The 17,957-nt window shown below is 43.5% G+C and carries 14 protein-coding genes; 11 read left to right on the forward strand and 3 right to left on the reverse strand.

The window, feature by feature from the left end:
- Together AOB49_RS12305 and AOB49_RS07915 are read left to right on the forward strand one after the other, a co-directional pair.
- Positions 1 to 595 (forward strand): ABC transporter permease (locus AOB49_RS12305; RefSeq protein WP_245640653.1); only part of this gene is annotated, 595 nt, incomplete at its 5' end.
- A 1-nt stretch (position 596) separates the two neighbouring features.
- Positions 597 to 1,289 (forward strand): ABC transporter ATP-binding protein, encoded by a 693-nt coding sequence (locus AOB49_RS07915; RefSeq protein WP_062309695.1) that lies wholly within the window; start codon positions 597 to 599, stop codon positions 1,287 to 1,289.
- 441 nt (positions 1,290 to 1,730) lie between these two features.
- Here the strand turns inward: AOB49_RS07915 and AOB49_RS07920 are convergent, their stop codons facing one another.
- Together AOB49_RS07920 and AOB49_RS11920 are read right to left on the reverse strand one after the other, a co-directional pair.
- Positions 1,731 to 2,204 carry a hypothetical protein gene (locus AOB49_RS07920; RefSeq protein ID WP_082784111.1) on the reverse strand — a complete coding sequence of 158 codons (474 nt, stop codon included), beginning with the start codon at positions 2,202 to 2,204 and terminating at the stop codon, positions 1,731 to 1,733.
- Positions 2,205 to 2,208: 4 nt separating this feature from the next.
- Complete coding sequence (locus tag AOB49_RS11920; RefSeq protein WP_082784112.1) at positions 2,209 to 2,400, reverse strand: DUF3079 domain-containing protein; 192 nt, start codon at positions 2,398 to 2,400, stop codon at positions 2,209 to 2,211.
- Between the two features lie 176 nt (positions 2,401 to 2,576).
- Here AOB49_RS11920 and AOB49_RS07925 point away from each other — a divergent pair, with 176 nt between their 5' ends.
- The 4 genes from AOB49_RS07925 to AOB49_RS07940 are packed head-to-tail and all read left to right on the forward strand — an operon-like array spanning position 2,577 to position 7,818.
- Positions 2,577 to 3,002 (forward strand): PAS domain-containing protein, encoded by a 426-nt coding sequence (locus AOB49_RS07925; protein WP_062309698.1) that lies wholly within the window; start codon positions 2,577 to 2,579, stop codon positions 3,000 to 3,002.
- An 11-nt stretch (positions 3,003 to 3,013) separates the two neighbouring features.
- Positions 3,014 to 4,168, forward strand: a complete 1,155-nt coding sequence (locus AOB49_RS07930; RefSeq protein WP_062309706.1) for an NnrS family protein — start codon at positions 3,014 to 3,016, stop codon at positions 4,166 to 4,168.
- A 31-nt stretch (positions 4,169 to 4,199) separates the two neighbouring features.
- The gene (locus AOB49_RS07935) at positions 4,200 to 5,420 is read left to right on the forward strand and encodes an NAD(P)H-dependent flavin oxidoreductase (RefSeq protein ID WP_062309708.1); all 1,221 of its coding nucleotides are present in this window, start codon (positions 4,200 to 4,202) and stop codon (positions 5,418 to 5,420) included.
- Positions 5,401 to 7,818 carry an adenosylcobalamin-dependent ribonucleoside-diphosphate reductase gene (locus tag AOB49_RS07940; protein WP_172793420.1) on the forward strand — a complete coding sequence of 806 codons (2,418 nt, stop codon included), beginning with the start codon at positions 5,401 to 5,403 and terminating at the stop codon, positions 7,816 to 7,818. Before AOB49_RS07935 ends, AOB49_RS07940 begins: the two co-directional genes overlap by 20 nt.
- Before the next feature lie 6 nt (positions 7,819 to 7,824).
- On the opposite strand, the gene AOB49_RS07945 is transcribed toward AOB49_RS07940, so the two are convergent.
- Positions 7,825 to 8,787, reverse strand: a complete 963-nt coding sequence (locus tag AOB49_RS07945; protein ID WP_062309712.1) for an SLAC1 family transporter — start codon at positions 8,785 to 8,787, stop codon at positions 7,825 to 7,827.
- 27 nt (positions 8,788 to 8,814) lie between these two features.
- Between AOB49_RS07945 and AOB49_RS07950 the strand changes: the two genes are divergently transcribed.
- From AOB49_RS07950 to AOB49_RS07970, 5 genes are all read left to right on the forward strand, one after another.
- Positions 8,815 to 10,665 carry a type IV pili methyl-accepting chemotaxis transducer N-terminal domain-containing protein gene (locus AOB49_RS07950; protein WP_216634704.1) on the forward strand — a complete coding sequence of 617 codons (1,851 nt, stop codon included), beginning with the start codon at positions 8,815 to 8,817 and terminating at the stop codon, positions 10,663 to 10,665.
- A 27-nt stretch (positions 10,666 to 10,692) separates the two neighbouring features.
- Positions 10,693 to 11,358, forward strand: a complete 666-nt coding sequence (locus tag AOB49_RS07955) for a response regulator (protein WP_082784113.1) — start codon at positions 10,693 to 10,695, stop codon at positions 11,356 to 11,358.
- 126 nt (positions 11,359 to 11,484) lie between these two features.
- A complete protein-coding gene (locus AOB49_RS07960; protein WP_062309716.1) occupies positions 11,485 to 12,747 on the forward strand; it encodes an MFS transporter in 1,263 nt (420 codons plus the stop codon).
- Between the two features lie 24 nt (positions 12,748 to 12,771).
- The gene (locus tag AOB49_RS07965) at positions 12,772 to 14,154 is read left to right on the forward strand and encodes a NarK family nitrate/nitrite MFS transporter (protein ID WP_062309718.1); all 1,383 of its coding nucleotides are present in this window, start codon (positions 12,772 to 12,774) and stop codon (positions 14,152 to 14,154) included.
- Between the two features lie 18 nt (positions 14,155 to 14,172).
- Entirely contained in the window at positions 14,173 to 17,946 is a 3,774-nt protein-coding gene (locus tag AOB49_RS07970; RefSeq protein WP_062309720.1) for a nitrate reductase subunit alpha, read from the forward strand.
- Positions 17,947 to 17,957: the final 11 nt, after the last annotated feature.

The raw sequence follows: 17,957 nt of genomic DNA on the forward strand, positions 1-17,957 counted from the left end.
CGCCAGAAATATAGCTAATCCGAGTTTGAATCGCCCCATTCCCGGTCTTTTGGATGCCATTACAGCATCGCAATCTACCAATCACAGCGTGAATGCCATCCTTGTTCAAATCCAAGGGGGAAGAACTCCTGAGGAGGTAGCTAAACCAATCCGTCGCTGGAAACATCTTGAGGTATATACAAGGGCGCAGATGGAAGAAATCCTTGTTGCCAAGTTGATCGCAAATTCCGCGAAACAGATTGGCATGTTTCTGGTGATCTTGGCTGTAGTAAGCGCTGCCATTGTGGCCTTCATTATCTACACCATGACCCTGGGAAAGATCAGAGAGATTGCGGTGTTGAAATTGATTGGCACTCAAAATAGCACTATTGCCAGCATGATCTTGCAGCAAGCCCTTGGCCTGGGGTTAATTGGTTTTATTGTGGGAAAAACTTCTGCTACTTTTTGGGCGCCGCTGTTTCCAAAATATGTTTTATTAGAGCCTGTAGACGCAATCATCGGATTCATTTTAGTGATGGTCATATGCGCTTTAGCTAGTACCTTGGCGATTAGAGCTGCTTTGCTGGTAGATCCCGCCCAAGCAATTGGAGGCTGATATGAGTACTTTCAGCATTCAATTAGAAGGGCTTCGAAAAACTTATGGGCAAGGCGATGCCGCTGTAGATGCCCTGAAAAATGTCAATATGCAAATTGCTCCAGGTGAAGTGGTAGGGCTTATTGGCCCATCTGGGTCTGGAAAAAGTACGCTACTGAAATGTCTAGGGGCAGTCATTGAGCCCACAGCAGGTCGCATGACATTGGGTGGTGAAGTGATCTACGAAAATGGTTGGAAGATTAAGGACTTAAGGGCTCTGAGAAGAGACAAAATTGGCTTTATTTTTCAAGCGCCTTACTTAATTCCCTTTCTGAACGTGACGGATAACGTGGCGCTTTTACCTATGCTTGCGGGGGTGCCAAACAATATTGCTAGAGCGCGCGCTAGAGAGTTGCTAGAGGCTTTAGATGTTGCACATCGGGCTAATGCTAACCCATCAGAATTATCCGGTGGAGAACAGCAACGCGTCTCTATTGCAAGAGCATTAGCCAATAGACCGCCCGTCATTTTAGCCGACGAACCGACAGCTCCTTTAGATAGCGAAAGAGCCTTAGGAGTGATGGGGATCTTAAATCAAATGGCCAGCCAATATCAGACTGCAATTATTGTGGTTACCCATGATGAAAAAATTATTCCTCTATTTAAGCGGATTTACGCTATTCGAGATGGGCAAACCATTGAGGAATCTAGATAGGAATTCATTATTAATTTCCGAGTCAAGAAAATTCACCTTAGGTTGTTATCCCCAGTTTTCCAAACGAGCGTTACCTAAAGTAACGCTCGCAATGCTAATAAAAGAACCCTTTGGAGCAACGAGGTGTTAGATGGTTGCTCCAAAATTCCTTTGGTTTCGAAAACCAAAGAGTGATGCATTGCTTCTTGTGATCTTATTAATCTAGTCACACAAAAGCTCACACACCGATAAACAGGCGACGTAACCTCTTGAAATCCTAGTGGTTTTCTTTGGATGTCTGCTCTCATAACCTGAGAACCTAAACACCACCTAAAACAAACAACAAGCTTGGCTTGTGAGGGTATTGATTGGTTTTTGTATTTCTAGGATGGTTGGTGTTGGAATAATCTCAAGTCACCGAATAGATTCAATTGCACACCCGCTTACACAGTCGGGTATTTTTTAATAAAAAAATCCGTGAGCACCCAAAACGGAGGCAATTATTGTGACTAGACTTAATAGCAAAATAATTGCATGCACAATTTGAGTTTTTTGTAGGTTAGTGATGTTGTGCCCATCTTTTACCAATTTTCCATGGTTCTTTAAGAAAAAAGGTTCAACTATAAAAAGGGCAAGACAAAAGAGTGCCCAAACAAAAACCATGGCATGCATCCAGAAGTATTGGATTTCTGTAAAGCGGTTCCAGGCATTCAGTTTATAGATCATATAGAACCCACTAATGCCTGCTAACAAGACCATTACTCTGGCGATATTGGCAAATCTATTTTCAATGGCATTAAAAATGGCCAATTGATCAACGCGAAACGAGGATCGTCTCAGAGTGGGAATAAGTACTAGCGTAACAAAAGTAACGCCACCCATCCAAATCACTACGCTAACAATATGTATTGCTCTTGCGATAGTTAAGTCGTTCATGGAGCTATTGTGGGTTCTTGAGTAATTCTCGATTATCCATGCCCCACGTTTCCCAACCCTCGCCAAATAGTTCATATGGATGTTGAGCTCGATCTGAGCCATTTCCACAAGCCATTGAGTTTGAAGGGCAATACCTCTCACACCCCCAGCAGACGCGTTCAGGGTGCGGCGGATTGATTGGAAACTTCTTTTGCATGATGTGCTCATTAAATTCCAATTAGCTGGATTGGCATTTGATCTATCGCAAATGAAAGGGTGTTTTGATGATTTATTAGAAACCTTACTTTTTTACATAGTTCTATCGGGCTATATCAAACCCCACCCATTATTAGGAAAATGTTCCAAATTTGTAATTTTTAGATAGAGGTTTGTATGTCAAATCAGGTGAATTTTGAACAGCTAGCAAATGTCATGGGTGATGGGGTGGTAATTTCTGATGCCAAAGGAGATATTGTTTTTTGGAATGCAGCAGCAGAGCGCATTTTTGGATATAGCTCTAGTGAAGCTTTGGGGAAAAGCCTGGACATCATTACACCTGAGCGTTTTAGGGAGCGTCACTGGGATGGTTATAAAAAATCAATGGATACAGGAACTACCCGTTACGGCACAACTTTATTAACGGTACCCGCTTTGCATAAAGATGGAAAACCTTTGTCTATTGCCTTTACCGTAGCCATGTTGACTGATGCCTCTGGCAAAGTGACTGGCATTGCGGCCGTGGTGAGAGATGATACTGAGCGATTCCAAAATGATCGGGCTTTAAAGAAGCGCATTGCGGAGTTAGAGGCGAAGTCTTAAGGCTAATTGACATGTCCAAAAAGACAATGCCTTTATTTGCTCTTGGGTTTAGACCATTCTATTTGCTGGCAGCGCTTTGGTCTGTGATTGCCGTAGTTGAGTGGCTATGCGAATTAAGTGGCTATAGCTTCAGGGGTAATAGCGAAATACCTGGTATTCAGTGGCACGCACATGAAATGATTTTTGGTTTTGCTGCTACGGTTGTAGCTGGTTTTGCGCTTACGGCAGTGAGAGCTTGGACGGGCTTGGATACTCCAACTGGCAAGTCATTAATGTTATTGGTTTTGCTTTGGATTGCTGGAAGAGTCGGGCCATTATTGAGTCCCTACCTAGCAGTTGTAGATGTTTTATTTTTACCTGCAATTGCGATTGCTATAGGCAGGTTGATTTTGCATCAGCGCATGTATAGAAATTTATTTCTCCCATTCATTTTGAGTGTATTGGGTGTTTTAAATGCTGTGTTCTATCTTTCGGCGAATAATCGAATTCAAATTGATGCCAATAAAGTCTTGATTATTTCTTTGTTTTTGATTGTGATGATTGAGATCATGATTGGGGGCAGAGTTATACCAAGTTTTACGGCTAACGCATTTTTTGGGATAAAGCAAATTCGTAATAAAAACTTAGCAACCTTAGTACTTGCTTGTTGTGGCGCATCTTTCTTACTGTGGATTTTTTTTCCAGCAAGTTATTTGACTGCGATAGTTTGTCTATTTACCGGTCTGATTCAATTAAAGATGTTGTGGGGTTGGAATCCCCTTGCAACAGTTTCTAAACCAATCGTATTGGTTTTGCATGCTGCATATTTATGGATTCCACTTGGCTTTATTCTCTTGGGGCTCTCTGCATTAGGTTTTGTGACGATCTATATACCAGTTCATGCATTTGGGATTGGCGCAACCGCAGGGCTCATCATTGGAATGATTACGCGCACTGCAATGGGGCATACCGGCCGCCCATTAATTGCAGGTGTAATCGAAACGCTTGCTTATACATTGGTACAAGCTACAGCAATATTTTGGATGTTGGCTCATGCCTTCAGTGGAACATGGTTTCACTCCGCTCTTGGCTGGGCTGGAATTTGCTGGTGTACAGCATTTATTTTGTATTTGTTTAAATATTTTCCTTGGTTAACAAAACCTCGATTAGATGGGCAACCTGGCTAAGCAATAGCCACAACACTACTTAGGTAACTCAATGACAACATTAATTCCGACTGACGTTATGGAGTTGCTTTCTAAGAGTGGCGTGTCTCCCTTGGTGATAAAAGGGAAAAACATATTGCCTATAGTGCAAGGTGGTATGGGCGTTGGAGTATCGGCTCATCGTTTAGCTGCTGCTGTGGCGAAAGCCGGTGGTGTAGGAACGATTTCGTCGATTGATTTGAGGCGTCTACATCCCGATTTGATGGAGCAAACCCAGCATCTCAAGCCGTGTTCTGAAAGTCGCGACACAATCAATGCGGCAAATATAGAGGCTTTGAAGCGTGAAATTTTTCAGGCCAAGAAAGATGCTGGTGGATTTGGCCTTATTGCTGTGAATGTGATGAAAGCCGTCAACGAATATGCTCAATATGTAAGGTGTTCTTTAGAAAACGGCGCTGACATCATTGTTGTAGGTGCTGGATTGCCGCTGGATTTGCCGGATTTGGCAGCAGATTATCCAGATGCTCTTTTAATCCCCATTCTTTCTGAGGCTAGAGGTGTTCAATTATTAGTTAAGAAGTGGATGAAAAAAGGTCGCCTGCCAGATGCCATTGTGATTGAAAATCCCCGTTTAGCTGGCGGGCATGTTGGAGCATCAAGCGTTACGGATATTCATAATACTAAATTTGATTTTGAAAATGTTATCCCAGAGGTGCTTAAATTTTTTGAAGAAGCTGGAATTGCAGGAAAGATTCCTTTAATCGCTGCTGGAGGCATTTCAAGTCTTGAGGATATTAAGAGGCTTCAGGCTTTGGGTGCATCAGCAGTGCAGTTGGGTACCGCCTTTGCCGTTACAACTGAAGGTGACGCTGACGATGCATTTAAGCATGTCTTGGCTAACGCGAAAAAAGAAGACATCGTAGAGTTTCTCAGTGTCGCAGGCCTACCAGCCCGAGCAGTGAGGACTCCATGGCTTGGCAAATATCTCAAAGTAGAGAGCGTTCTCAAAGAAACGGCTCGCAAAAAACCACGCTGCACAATGGTATTTGATTGTCTGCATGACTGTGGTTTAAGGGATGGCAATAGTTCGTGGGGTCAATTTTGCATTGACAAGGTTCTTGGAAGCGCATTAGTGGGTAGCGTTCAAAAAGGACTTTTTTTTAGAGGCGCAGGTGCACTGCCATTTGGCACTCAAATTCGCCCAGTAATTGATTTAATTACAAGACTTTTATCTGATGTGGAGCCAATCGAATATGGTTATGCAGCCAATTAGCGTTGATGTATTAGCAGAAAAATATTTAAAAAGCGGAGAGTCTGACGCCGATACAATTTTTAAGCGAGTGGCAAAAAGTCTAGCCGCAGTTGAAGATTCCAAAATTCAAGACGTCGTAGAAAAGCAATTTTTAGATAATTTCTATGCTGGTGCAATTGGGGCTGGGCGCATTATGAGTTCGGCCGGGACAAGCATTAAAGCAACCTTGATTAATTGCTTTGTGCAGCCGGTTGGGGATTGCATTCAAGATTCTGATGAAGATGGATATCCAGGCATTTATGAAGCTTTGAAGCAGGCTGCAGAAACGATGCGTCGTGGCGGAGGTGTTGGCTATGACTTTTCCAGAATTCGTCCAAAAGGTGCCGAGGTTAAGGGAACGGCCTCGATTGCCTCTGGGCCATGCAGTTATATCAATGTCTTTGATCAGTCTTGCTCAACCGTAGAGAGTGCTGGCGCACGCAGAGGCGCGCAGATGGGTGTATTGCGCATTGATCATCCTGATGTATTGGAATTTATTACTGCCAAGAGAACGCCTGGACGCTGGAATAACTTTAATGTCTCCGTAGGAGTTTCTGACGAGTTTATGAAATTAGTTGGCTCAGATGGCGAGCTCGAGCTTTGCCATAAAGCTAAACCATGCGAGGCGTTAATCGCAGCGGGAGCATATCAAAGAACGGATCGGTTCTGGGTATACAGAAAGGTCAGAGCAAGAGAGATTTGGGATGCGGTAATGCAATCTGCTTATGACTTTGCGGAGCCTGGCATTCTATTTTTAGACAATATCAATCGCGATAACAACTTGTACTATTGTGAGCGGATTGATGCTACTAACCCCTGTGGTGAACAACCATTGCCTCCCTACGGTTGCTGCGATCTCGGCCCGATCATTCTGCCAAAGTTTGTTGTCCATCCCTTTGGTTTTGATGGCGAGCCTTATTTTGACTTTGAGCGATTTGCTCAAGTTGTCAAAGTACAAGTACGCATGTTGGACAACGTGTTAGATGCTACGTATTGGCCGCTAGGTGAGCAAGGTTTAGAGGCTCGCGCAAAAAGGCGTATTGGTGTTGGTTTTACTGGGCTTGGTGATGCTTTAATCATGTTAAAGCTTTCCTACAATAGCGCAGCAGCACGTATTAAAGCAGCTGAAATTGCTGAGAAACTTCGCGATATTGCTTATGGCGCTTCGGTTGAATTGGCAAAGGAAAAGGGCTCATTTCCTGCTTTGGATATTGATCAATATCTATCTGGTGGTAATTTCGCGAGTCGCTTGAGCGATGTTTTAAAGGCAGATATTCGAAAGCATGGAATTCGTAATAGCCACTTGCTTTCTATAGCCCCCACAGGAACAGTTAGCTTGGCATTTGCTGATAACGCATCCAATGGCATTGAGCCACCGTTTTCGTGGACCTATACCCGCAAAAAGAGAGAGGCCGATGGCACTACTAAAGAGTACGCGGTAGAGGACCATGCTTGGCGGGTGTACCGTGATTTAGGTGGGGATGTGAATAATCTTCCAGAGTACTTTGTTACTGCGTTAGAAATGTCCGCAGAAGATCATGTATTGATGATGGAAGCTGTACAGCCATACGTTGATACTGCGATCTCCAAAACAGTGAATGTCCCTGCAGATTATCCTTATGAAAAATTTAAAGATTTGTATATCACCGCTTGGAAATCTCATTTAAAGGGATTGGCAACCTATAGACCTAATAATATTTTGGGTTCAGTTTTGCAGGTGAGCCCTTCTTCTACAGAAAATAATTTGCCAGCCATTGAAACAGATGAATTGCGTAGCAACCCATCTCGAAAAGTAATCGATCGACGCCCAGATGGGGAGTTGCCAGCGGTTGCTGAAAAAATTACCTATTGGACACAAGAGGGTAAAAAGACGCTTTATCTTGTTATTTCGTTCTTGGCTGTCGAAGGTTTAGTGGACGGTAAAAAAGCGAGCGTTGAGCGGGCTATTGAATTTTTTATGCCTGTAGGTCAAAGCGGTGAATCGCAACAGTGGATTACTTCTAGTATGCGGATGCTTTCATTGGCAGCTCGTGGGGGCTTTTTGGCTAGAGCGCTAAGCGATATGAAAAAAGTAGCTTGGGATAGAGGACCTGTACGCTTAGGTACCAAGAAAAAGCAAGATGGTGCGCTAGCGCCGATGTGGCATGACTCTGAAGTGGCTGCCGTTGCTTTTGCAATAGAAAATATTTTGGCAAAGAGAGGAATTGCTGAGTTCAAGTCCTCTGAGGATTTTGCGATTGGTGAAATAGATTCGCAGAAAAGTGCTACAGGCAGTCTTATGGCTGGTAAAAAGTGCCCAGACTGCGGAGCTCATGCCATGATCAAAAAAGATGGCTGCGATTACTGTACTAGCTGCGGGTATGTTGGTTCATGCGGATGAACAAATTTAATAGAGTTGTCTTTTAATCAATAGAACAAAAGTCCGTAGCAGTAAATAAAAGACGAGGGCAGTAGTTAATGTAATTGCGATTGTTGCGGCAACATTGGGCCATCCACCACGAATAACGGCTTCAATGATGCAAGAAGTTGTTGCGGCAGCAGGGAAGGCAAAAGACCAAAATCCAAAAGAAAATGGAACTGCTGTCCAAGATCTCCATCTGGTTAGCACTGCAAAAATAGGCCCAGAGGCAATTCCAAGACCAACTAATACAGCATCTACAGGAATGTTGGGCCAGATGCTTACTGCGGTAATAGTACTGACTGCAGCAGGGCCCATTTCGATACCTATTGTTGCTCGGTATTGTGGTGGCAAAGGACCAGCAAATAAACGATGCAAGATGCGCATTTCTAATAACGCCCATCCCCCCAGTCCCATACCCCAAACGAGATATCCAAAACCAGGTAATCCAATTGCAGTTAATGCTGCGCCACCAACTAAGCCGCCTGGAACAATCGGCAAATAGAGTGCGGGTGTTACTTGATCGCTAGGCATATTACCCATCGATAACAGATATACCACTCGCCAGGCAATTGTTACCTGAGTGATTAGCGCAATCGCAGTTAAGGTATAGGCAAATGTTGTGTACTCTGGAAATCTGGGAAAGAGCAAAGCAATGGCAAGCATTGTGCTAATTGGAAAATAGGCCATCATAGGGCCTAAAACTGGGTTTAGAAACTTTTCTTTAATCGCTTTTGGATAAAAAATCGCTTTAATACTCCAGAGGGTTGCGAGAAAGCATAGAATAATCAGGCCAAGACCAAGGAAGAGGCGCTCAATCCAGAAGGTTGAAATTGATGTGATGTGGGAATACTTGCTCCACGTAAATGAAAGGCTTAGCAGCCCTAAAGACATTCCAAATAATCCAGGATGGAGGCGGTGGAGCCAATTAGGTTCTTTGTCTCTTTGCATGATTGCTTTTATGTATAGTTTTATTAAATGATTAATAGAGAATTTACCCTAAAAAAGAAGTTAATGTTCATTGGTATTGCACTTTTGGTGTTGGCCATGATTTCCATTAGCTTTACTTTATGGGTAACTTGGAAATTAGAGGGCGGCGCTGCAGCTATTAATGAAGCAGGGCGCATGCGTATGCAGACTTATCAGTTAGCGCTATTGGCTGGTGAAGGTAAAAAAGAGGCCGCTTCAAAACTGATTGCTAAATTTGATGACAGTATTATTGTTCTTAAAAACGGTGATCCATCAAGACCGCTATTTGTGCCTTGGAATAAAGTCAATCGAATTTATTTTGCCAATATCTCTAGTCAATGGAGCGCGATTAAAGCAGATTTAGTGAGTAAAAAATCAGACAGTGTTTCGATTGCGCAAGTTGATAATTTTGTCTCCAGTATTGATCGATTTGTTGGTACAATCGAAGGCGAAGTAGATTACTGGACTAATCTGTTGCATTTATTTCAGTTTGCAATGTTAGCAACTTCACTCATTGCCACTTTATTAATTATGTATGTGGGATACTCGGTTATTTTGGATCCCGTGGAAAAGTTACGCTTAGGTTTTGAGAGTGTTAAGTCCGGTAAACTCAATACCCGAGTAAAGATTGATGCTCAGGATGAATTTGGTGATTTGGCCGCTGGGTTTAATTCAATGACTTCCACCATTAGTGATTTGTACGGCGGTCTTGAGGCTAAGGTGGCGGAGAAGACCTTGCACTTGCAGGAGCGCCAAAATCGATTGCAAGCTTTATACGATTTGAGTTCGTTTGTTTCTCGAGAGGATAATTTAGAAAAACTGGCCAGAGGGTTCTCTGAGCGAATCATGTCTCTTAGTAAGGCATCAGCAATTGCCATACGCTGGACCGATGAGGCTAATAGAAGATACTTTTTGTTATCAGGCGCTAATTTACCAAAATCAATAAGCAAAGATGAGCAGTGCGTAGTAACTGGAGACTGTTATTGCGGCCAATCTACAGGCCTTAGTGAAGTTCAAGTCGTTACGTTTAATCCCAAAACGGAAGCAGAGCGGCATTGTGTGCGAGCTGGCTATAAGACGCTCATTACTGTTCCGATTCTCTTTCAGCAAGACTTGCTAGGTGAGATCGATATTTTTTATTCTGATCCAACAGATTTGGATCAAGATCAAAAGTCATTGTTTGAAACACTCGCCCACCATCTGGCGGGGGCTATGGAGGCTGTGCGTATTAAAGCGATGGAAAAAGAAGCGGCCATATCTGAGGAGCGGAGTCTTTTGGCAAGAGAGTTACATGACTCGATTGCCCAATCGTTAGCATTTCTGAAGTTGCAAGTGGGTATGCTAAAGGATGAGTTGGTTGAGCCGGCCACCACTAAAGCGAAGAAAATTCTTGGCGAGCTTGATGAAGGTTTGCGTGAAAGTTACAGCGATGTTCGGGAGTTGTTGTTGCACTTTAGAACAAGAACTAACACTGAAGATATTGAAACGGCAATTCGAACTACTTTGCAAAAATTTGAACACCAATCAGATATTCATAGCGAATTAGAGATTCATGGGCAAGGCTTGCCTTTGGCGCCAGATGTTCAAATACAGGTAATGCATGTAATACAAGAAGCTTTATCAAATATCCGCAAGCATTCCAAGGCAAAAAATGTGAAGGTGGTTGTGAACCAGTCACCACAATGGATATTCCAAGTCATAGATGACGGCATTGGCTTTTCCCCGGATGAAATATCGATTGATAGCACGCACGTGGGTATGAGTATTATGAAAGAGCGAGCAATGAAGATTGGCGCTGATCTACAGGTTCAGGCTAATACTCCTGCGGGCGCTAAGGTACTGCTAACATTGCCAGCATAATTTGCCTAAGTGGAAAGGTGTGAGGGTATAAACGTGGAAAAGATTCATATACTGGTCGTTGATGACCATACCTTATTTAGGCGCGGCTTAATTGCTCTGCTTTCGCAAGCACAAGATTTTGAGGTGATTGGAGAGGCCGGAGACGCCATTGAGGCTATTCGACTTTGCAAAACATTAAAGCCAGATGTTATTTTGTTAGACAACCATTTGCCAGGCGCAAGTGGTATTCAGTCTTTGCCAGACATTTTTCATGCATCCCCTGAGTCAACAGTGATGATGCTCACTGTTAGCGAGGATGAAGGGGATTTAATTCAGGCACTGCAGAATGGGGCGCAGGGGTATTTGCTCAAAACTAGTGAAAAAGATGATTTATTGTTAGGTATTCGCAGGGCTTTTGCGGGTGAGTCTGTCATTAGTAAAGAGATGACACACAAGCTCGTAAGCGCCTTTAAGACGAATAAAAAGACAGATGAGCGCCCAGCCAGTTCATCTTTATTGGCGAGTCTTTCCCCTCGAGAGCTTGAAACCGTAAAGCTCATTGCTACTGGCTCTAGTAATAAAGAAATCGCAAGAGAGCTAGGCATTGCTGAAACAACTGTAAAAATTCACGTTCAGCACGTGCTTAGAAAGCTCAATCTATCATCGCGCGTCCAGGTTGCTGTTTTTGCTAGCGCAGAGGGCATTACTTCTTAAGTAGTAGTTCTTTAGAACTATGCCTGTCTATAGACATAGTTCGACTGCTTTTCAAAAGTAGTCTTTTGGGGGATATGCTCAGCACCCTCTAGTTTTGATAATCACTCATGAGATTAGGGGATATTCATGAGTGCGACTACCAAAACCAGTAATAAAGCTTATTCAGTCCTGATTGTGAGTACCTTAGCGTTCACTGTGTGTTTCATGGTGTGGATGATGTTTGGTGTGATTGGCATCCCAATCAAGAAAGCACTCAATCTAAATGCAACCCAATTCGGTTTATTAACGGCCACGCCAATTTTGACTGGCTCATTGGTGCGTGTGCCTTTGGGGATCTGGACTGATCGTTACGGCGGTCGCATTGTGATGTTTATTTTGATGCTATCTACTGTTATCCCTATTTGGATGATGGCATATGCGACAGAGTATTGGCATTTTTTAACTATTGGTTTATTTGTTGGTTTAGCTGGCGGATCGTTTTCAGTTGGAACGCCTTACGTTGCAAGATGGTTCCCAAAAAATCGTCAAGGCTTTGCAATGGGCGTATATGGTGCTGGTAATTCTGGCGCTGCAGTCAATAAGTTTGTTGCGCCAGCATTAGTGGTGGCTTTTGGCTGGACAATGGTTCCCCAGGTTTATGCCGCAGTGATGCTCGGGATGGCAATTCTGTTTTGGATGTTTAGCGCGAGCGATCCATCACATTTGGTTTCAAGCAATATTTCTTTTAAAGATCAACTAAAAGCGCTTAAGGATCCGAAGGTACTTCGCTATTGCCAGTATTACAGCATTGTTTTTGGTGGCTATGTTGGTTTAAGTCTTTGGATGGTGCAGTACTACGTTGGTGAGTTTGGTTTGGAAATTCGCACTGCAGCGTTATTGGCCGCTTGCTTTTCACTTCCAGGCGGAGTCTTAAGAGCAATTGGCGGCTGGCTTTCAGATAAGTATGGCGCACACCAAGTGACTTGGTGGGTAATGTGGGTCAGTTGGGTTTGCCTCTTCCTTTTGTCTTATCCGCAAACTGATTTCACGATCCAAACAATCAATGGTCCACACACCTATCACATTGGTTTAAACATCTACGCCTTCACAACCTTGATGGCGATATTAGGAGTGGCTTGGGCATTTGGTAAAGCCAGCGTTTTCAAATATATCGGCGATGACTATCCAAACAATATTGGAACCATTTCTGGAATTGTGGGTCTAGCAGGTGGATTGGGCGGATTCATTTTGCCAATCATGTTTGGCGCAATTTTAGATATCACTGGCGTACGTTCTAGTGCATTCATGCTGATGTATGGAGTGGTCTGGGTTTCGTTGATTTGGATGTACTTGACTGAAGTTCGCAAGACTGAGGTGATGGGTGAAAAATCACTTAAATCCACCCAATAACCATTTAAGAGAGAAAGGCACAAAATGTCCTCCACAGTAATTACCCGTTGGGAACCAGAAAATAAAGATTTTTGGGAATCGACTGGAAAATCAATTGCAAAACGCAACTTGATTATTTCGATTCCGGCATTGACCTTGGCATTCGCTGTATGGATGGTGTGGTCGGTGGTGGTTGTGAATCTGTCGAACGTCGGATTTAAGTTTTCAACTAATCAACTTTTCTGGTTGGCATCATTGCCAGCGCTATGCGGCGCTACATTACGTATCTTTTATTCTTTTGCCGTTCCTATCTTTGGCGGAAGAAGATGGACTGCCATTTCTACAGCATCGCTTTTAATTCCGGCAGTAGGAATTGGATTTGCAGTTCAAAACCCAGCAACTCCATATGAGTTCTTTATTACTTTGGCATTGTTGTGCGGTTTGGGCGGTGGCAATTTTGCATCTTCAATGGCGAACATTAGTTTTTTCTATCCAAAGGCTCAGAAGGGAACTGCATTGGGCTTAAATGCTGGCTTGGGTAACCTGGGAGTATCAATTGTTCAACTTGTTGTTCCGCTGGTAATTACCGCTGGTGTATTTGGTGCTTTAGGTGGTGAATTTCAAACCGTTATGAAGGCTGGCCAACCTATTCCTATGTGGTTGCAAAACGCCGGCTTTATATGGGTGCCTTTTATTGCGGTTTCAGCTATTGCAGCATGGTTTGGTATGAATGATTTAGCGGAAGCAAAGGCTTCATTTGCTGATCAGGCTGTAATCTTTAAACGTAAACATAATTGGCTAATGTGCTGGCTGTATTTGGGAACTTTCGGTTCTTTCATTGGTTATTCAGCTGGTTTTCCATTATTAATTAAAAGTCAGTTTCCAGGCGTAAACGCCTTGAGCTATGCCTGGCTTGGTCCTCTAGTAGGAGCTTTAGCGCGTCCATTCGGTGGTTGGCTTGCAGATAAATTAGGCGGCGCTCGCGTCACTTTCTGGAACTTTATTGCAATGGGTGCGGGTGTTTTTGCAGTTCTTCATTTCTTGCCAACTAAAGGCGTTGGTGGCGAGTTCTATGGCTTCTTGTTTGCCTTTATGTTGCTCTTTGCAACATCCGGCATTGGCAACGGATCAACATTTCGCATGATTCCAGTGATCTTCTTAACCGAACGTCAGCGCGCTGCTGGAAATTCTCAGGCTGATAAGGATCAAGCCATTCGTGACGCCAATAAAGAAGCTGCAGCAGTTTTAGGTTTTAGTTCTGCGGTGGGTGCCTATGGTGGCTTCTTTATTCCAAAGAGTTATGGAACTTCAATTGCGGCGACAGGTGGTCCAGAAGCTGCGCTGTACGCATTTATAGCTTTTTACGTTACTTGTACGTTTATTACTTGGTGGTATTACAGCCGTAAAAACGCACCAATGCCTTGTTAAGAAAATTAAAGGATTGATATGAGCCACTTTTTAGATCGTCTTAAATTTTTATCTGCAGATAAAGAAGAGTTTTCCAACGGACATGGTGTCACCGTAGGTGAAGATCGTACGTGGGAAGACGCATATCGTTCACGTTGGCAGCATGACAAAATTGTGCGCTCAACACATGGCACTAACTGTACAGGGTCGTGCTCTTGGAAGATTTATGTGAAAGGTGGCATTGTTACCTGGGAAACACAACAAACTGATTACCCAAGAACACGTCCAGATTTACCAAATCATGAGCCGCGTGGTTGTGCTCGTGGAGCTAGTTATAGCTGGTATATGTATAGCGCCAATCGTGTGAAGTATCCAATGATTCGTGGCCAACTTCTAAAACAGTGGCGTGAGGCAAAAGCGGTTGCAAAAAGTCCAGTAGATGCATGGGCTAATCTAGTTGAGAACAATGCTAAACGTGAAATTTGGCAAAAAATGCGCGGCAAAGGTGGTTTTGTACGTTCATCATGGGATGAAGTAAACGAACTTATTGCCGCTGCTAACGTTTACACAATTAAAAAACATGGGCCAGATCGTATTATTGGGTTCTCCCCAATCCCTGCGATGTCGATGGTAAGTTATGCAGCTGGATCTCGTTACCTAAGTTTGATCGGTGGCGTATGTATGAGTTTTTATGACTGGTACTGTGATTTACCGCCAGCTAGTCCTCAAATCTGGGGGGAGCAGACCGACGTTCCAGAATCAGCAGATTGGTATAACTCCACTTACATCATTGCTTGGGGTTCGAATGTGCCTCAAACGCGTACGCCGGATGCCCACTTCTTTACTGAAGTCCGCTATAAGGGTGCTAAGACTGTTGCCATTACCCCAGACTATGCCGAAGTCTCAAAGTTGGCAGATATTTGGATGCATCCAAAGCAGGGAACGGATGCTGCAATAGCCATGGCAATGGGCCATGTTATTTTGAAAGAGTTTTATTTCAATAAGCGTACTGAATATTTTGATGACTATGTGCGTCGATATACCGATATGCCAAATCTAGTAATGCTTGAAGAAAAAGTATTAGATGATGGTCGTACAGTATTAGTACCTGGTCGCTATGTACGCTCAAGCGATATTGATGGCTCTCTTGGTCAGACCAATGGTGCTGATTGGAAGACTGTTGCCTTTAGTACTGCCGGTAAGATGGTTGTTCCTAATGGATCAATTGGCTTTAGGTGGGGCAAAGAAGGTCGCAAAGATCAGGGCAAATGGAATCTTAAGTCAAAAGAAGCTCAATATGACGCTGACGTGAAACTAAAACTGTCGTTGATGGAGGATCAATCTCATCACGATGTTGTTCCAGTGGGCTTCCCTTACTTTGGTGGTATTGATACGCCACATTTCGACTCTAATAAACAAGGTGATGTATTAGTACAGAATATCGCAGCTAAGAAAATTCATATTACCGAGGATGGCGTTGAGAAAGAGGTGCTTGTAGCGACAGTCTTTGATTTATTGGCTGGAAACTATGGCATTGATCGCGGCCTTGGTGGGGATTGTGCGAAATCCTATGACGACAACATTCCTTACACTCCAGCATGGCAAGAATCCATTACTGGCGTTAAGCGTGATCAGGTAATAGCAGTTGCTCGTCAGTTTGCTGAGAATGCTGAGAAGACTAAAGGTAAATCCATGGTCATCATTGGCGCAGCTATGAACCACTGGTATCACTGTGATATGAACTATCGCGGAATCATCAATATGTTGATGATGTGCGGCTGTATTGGTCAAAGTGGCGGTGGTTGGGCTCACTATGTGGGTCAAGAGAAGCTTCGTCCTCAAACTGGTTGGACTGCTTTGGCGTTTGCACTTGATTGGATTCGTCCTCCACGTCAACAAAATTCAACCAGCTTCTTCTATGCTCATACTGACCAATGGCGCTATGAAAAATTAGGCATGGAAGAAGTTTTATCTCCTTTGGCTAATAAAGAAGACTACAAAGGCAGCATGATCGATTACAACGTTCGTGCAGAACGGATGGGATGGTTGCCTTCGGCACCACAGCTAAAGACAAACCCAATTGATGTAGTGAAAGAAGCTGAGTTGGCAGGCGTTGATCCAAAAGATTACGCTGTAAATAGCCTCAAAGCCGGTACGCTGCAAATGAGCTGTGAAGATCCAGATCACCCTAATAACTGGCCTCGCAATATGTTTGTATGGCGATCCAATCTCTTGGGCTCATCTGGAAAAGGTCATGAGTATTTCTTAAAGCATTTACTAGGCACTAGTCATGGAGTGCAAGGCAAAGACTTAGGCAAAGATGAAGCTAGACCCTCAGAAGTCGAGTGGCACGATAAAGCCCCAGAAGGTAAGTTGGATCTATTGGTGACACTAGATTTCCGGATGAGTACTACATGCTTGTACTCAGACATTGTTCTCCCTACCGCAACTTGGTATGAAAAGAATGATTTGAATACTAGTGATATGCATCCGTTTATTCATCCCTTATCAACCGCTGTGGATCCTGCTTGGGAGGCTCGTAGCGACTGGGACATCTATAAAGGATTTGCCAAAAAATTCTCAGAGGTGTGTGTTGGGCATCTAGGTGTTGAGAAAGAAATTGTCATGACGCCTTTAATGCATGACACACCAGCTGAACTGGCTCAGGCATTTGATGTGCAAGAATGGAAAAAGGGTGAGTGTGATCTCATTCCTGGAAAAACTGCACCGCAAATTGCAGTCGTCGAGCGCGATTACCCAAATACCTATAACCGCTTTACTGCGTTGGGTCCTTTGATGGACAAGATTGGTAATGGAGGTAAGGGTATTGCATGGGATACAAAAGTGGAAGTGGAGCAGCTACGTGAGCTCAATGGTCGAGTTGAGCATGGTGAGATGAAAGGAATGGCAAAAATCTCAACCGATATCGATGCTGCTGAAGTAGTGCTAATGCTTGCGCCTGAAACGAATGGACATGTTGCAGTAAAAGCTTGGGATGCGTTATCAAAGATTACTGGCTTGGAGCATGCTCATTTAGCTTTACATCGCGAAGATGAAAAGATTCGTTTCCGTGATATTCAGGCTCAGCCAAGAAAAATTATTAGCTCGCCTACATGGTCAGGTTTAGAGAGTGAAAAAGTTTCTTATAACGCAGGCTATACCAATGTCCATGAATACATTCCATGGAGAACATTGACTGGTCGCCAGCAGTTCTATCAGGATCACAAGTGGATGCGTGCATTTGGTGAAGGGTTTGTTTCTTATAGACCACCAGTTGACTTAAAGACCATCATTGATGTCAAAGGCATTAAACCTAACGGGAATAAGGAAATTGTTCTCAATTTCATTACGCCACATCAAAAGTGGGGCATTCACTCTACTTATAGCGATAACTTGATGATGTTGACATTGAATCGTGGTGGTCCAGTTGTGTGGTTGAGCGAGGATGACGCTGCAAAAGCAGGAATTGTCGATAACGACTGGGTTGAGTTGTACAACACCAATGGCGCAATTGCAGCTAGAGCAGTGGTAAGTCAACGGGTAAACCCAGGAATGATCATGATGTATCACGCTCAAGAAAAGATTATCAATACGCCGGGATCAGAAATTACTGGAATGCGTGGCGGTATTCATAACTCGGTAACGAGGATTGTTCTTAAGCCCACTCACATGATTGGTGGATATGCGCAGCTTAGTTACGGCTTTAACTATTACGGAACTATCGGCACTAACCGAGATGAGTTTGTGACTGTTCGGAAGATGCGAAATATTGATTGGCTTGATAGTGAAAATGCCAACACAGTTCAAGCGTAACGGAGAAAAAA

This window comes from Polynucleobacter sinensis, from assembly GCF_001595985.1.
Lineage (GTDB): Bacteria > Pseudomonadota > Gammaproteobacteria > Burkholderiales > Burkholderiaceae > Polynucleobacter > Polynucleobacter sinensis.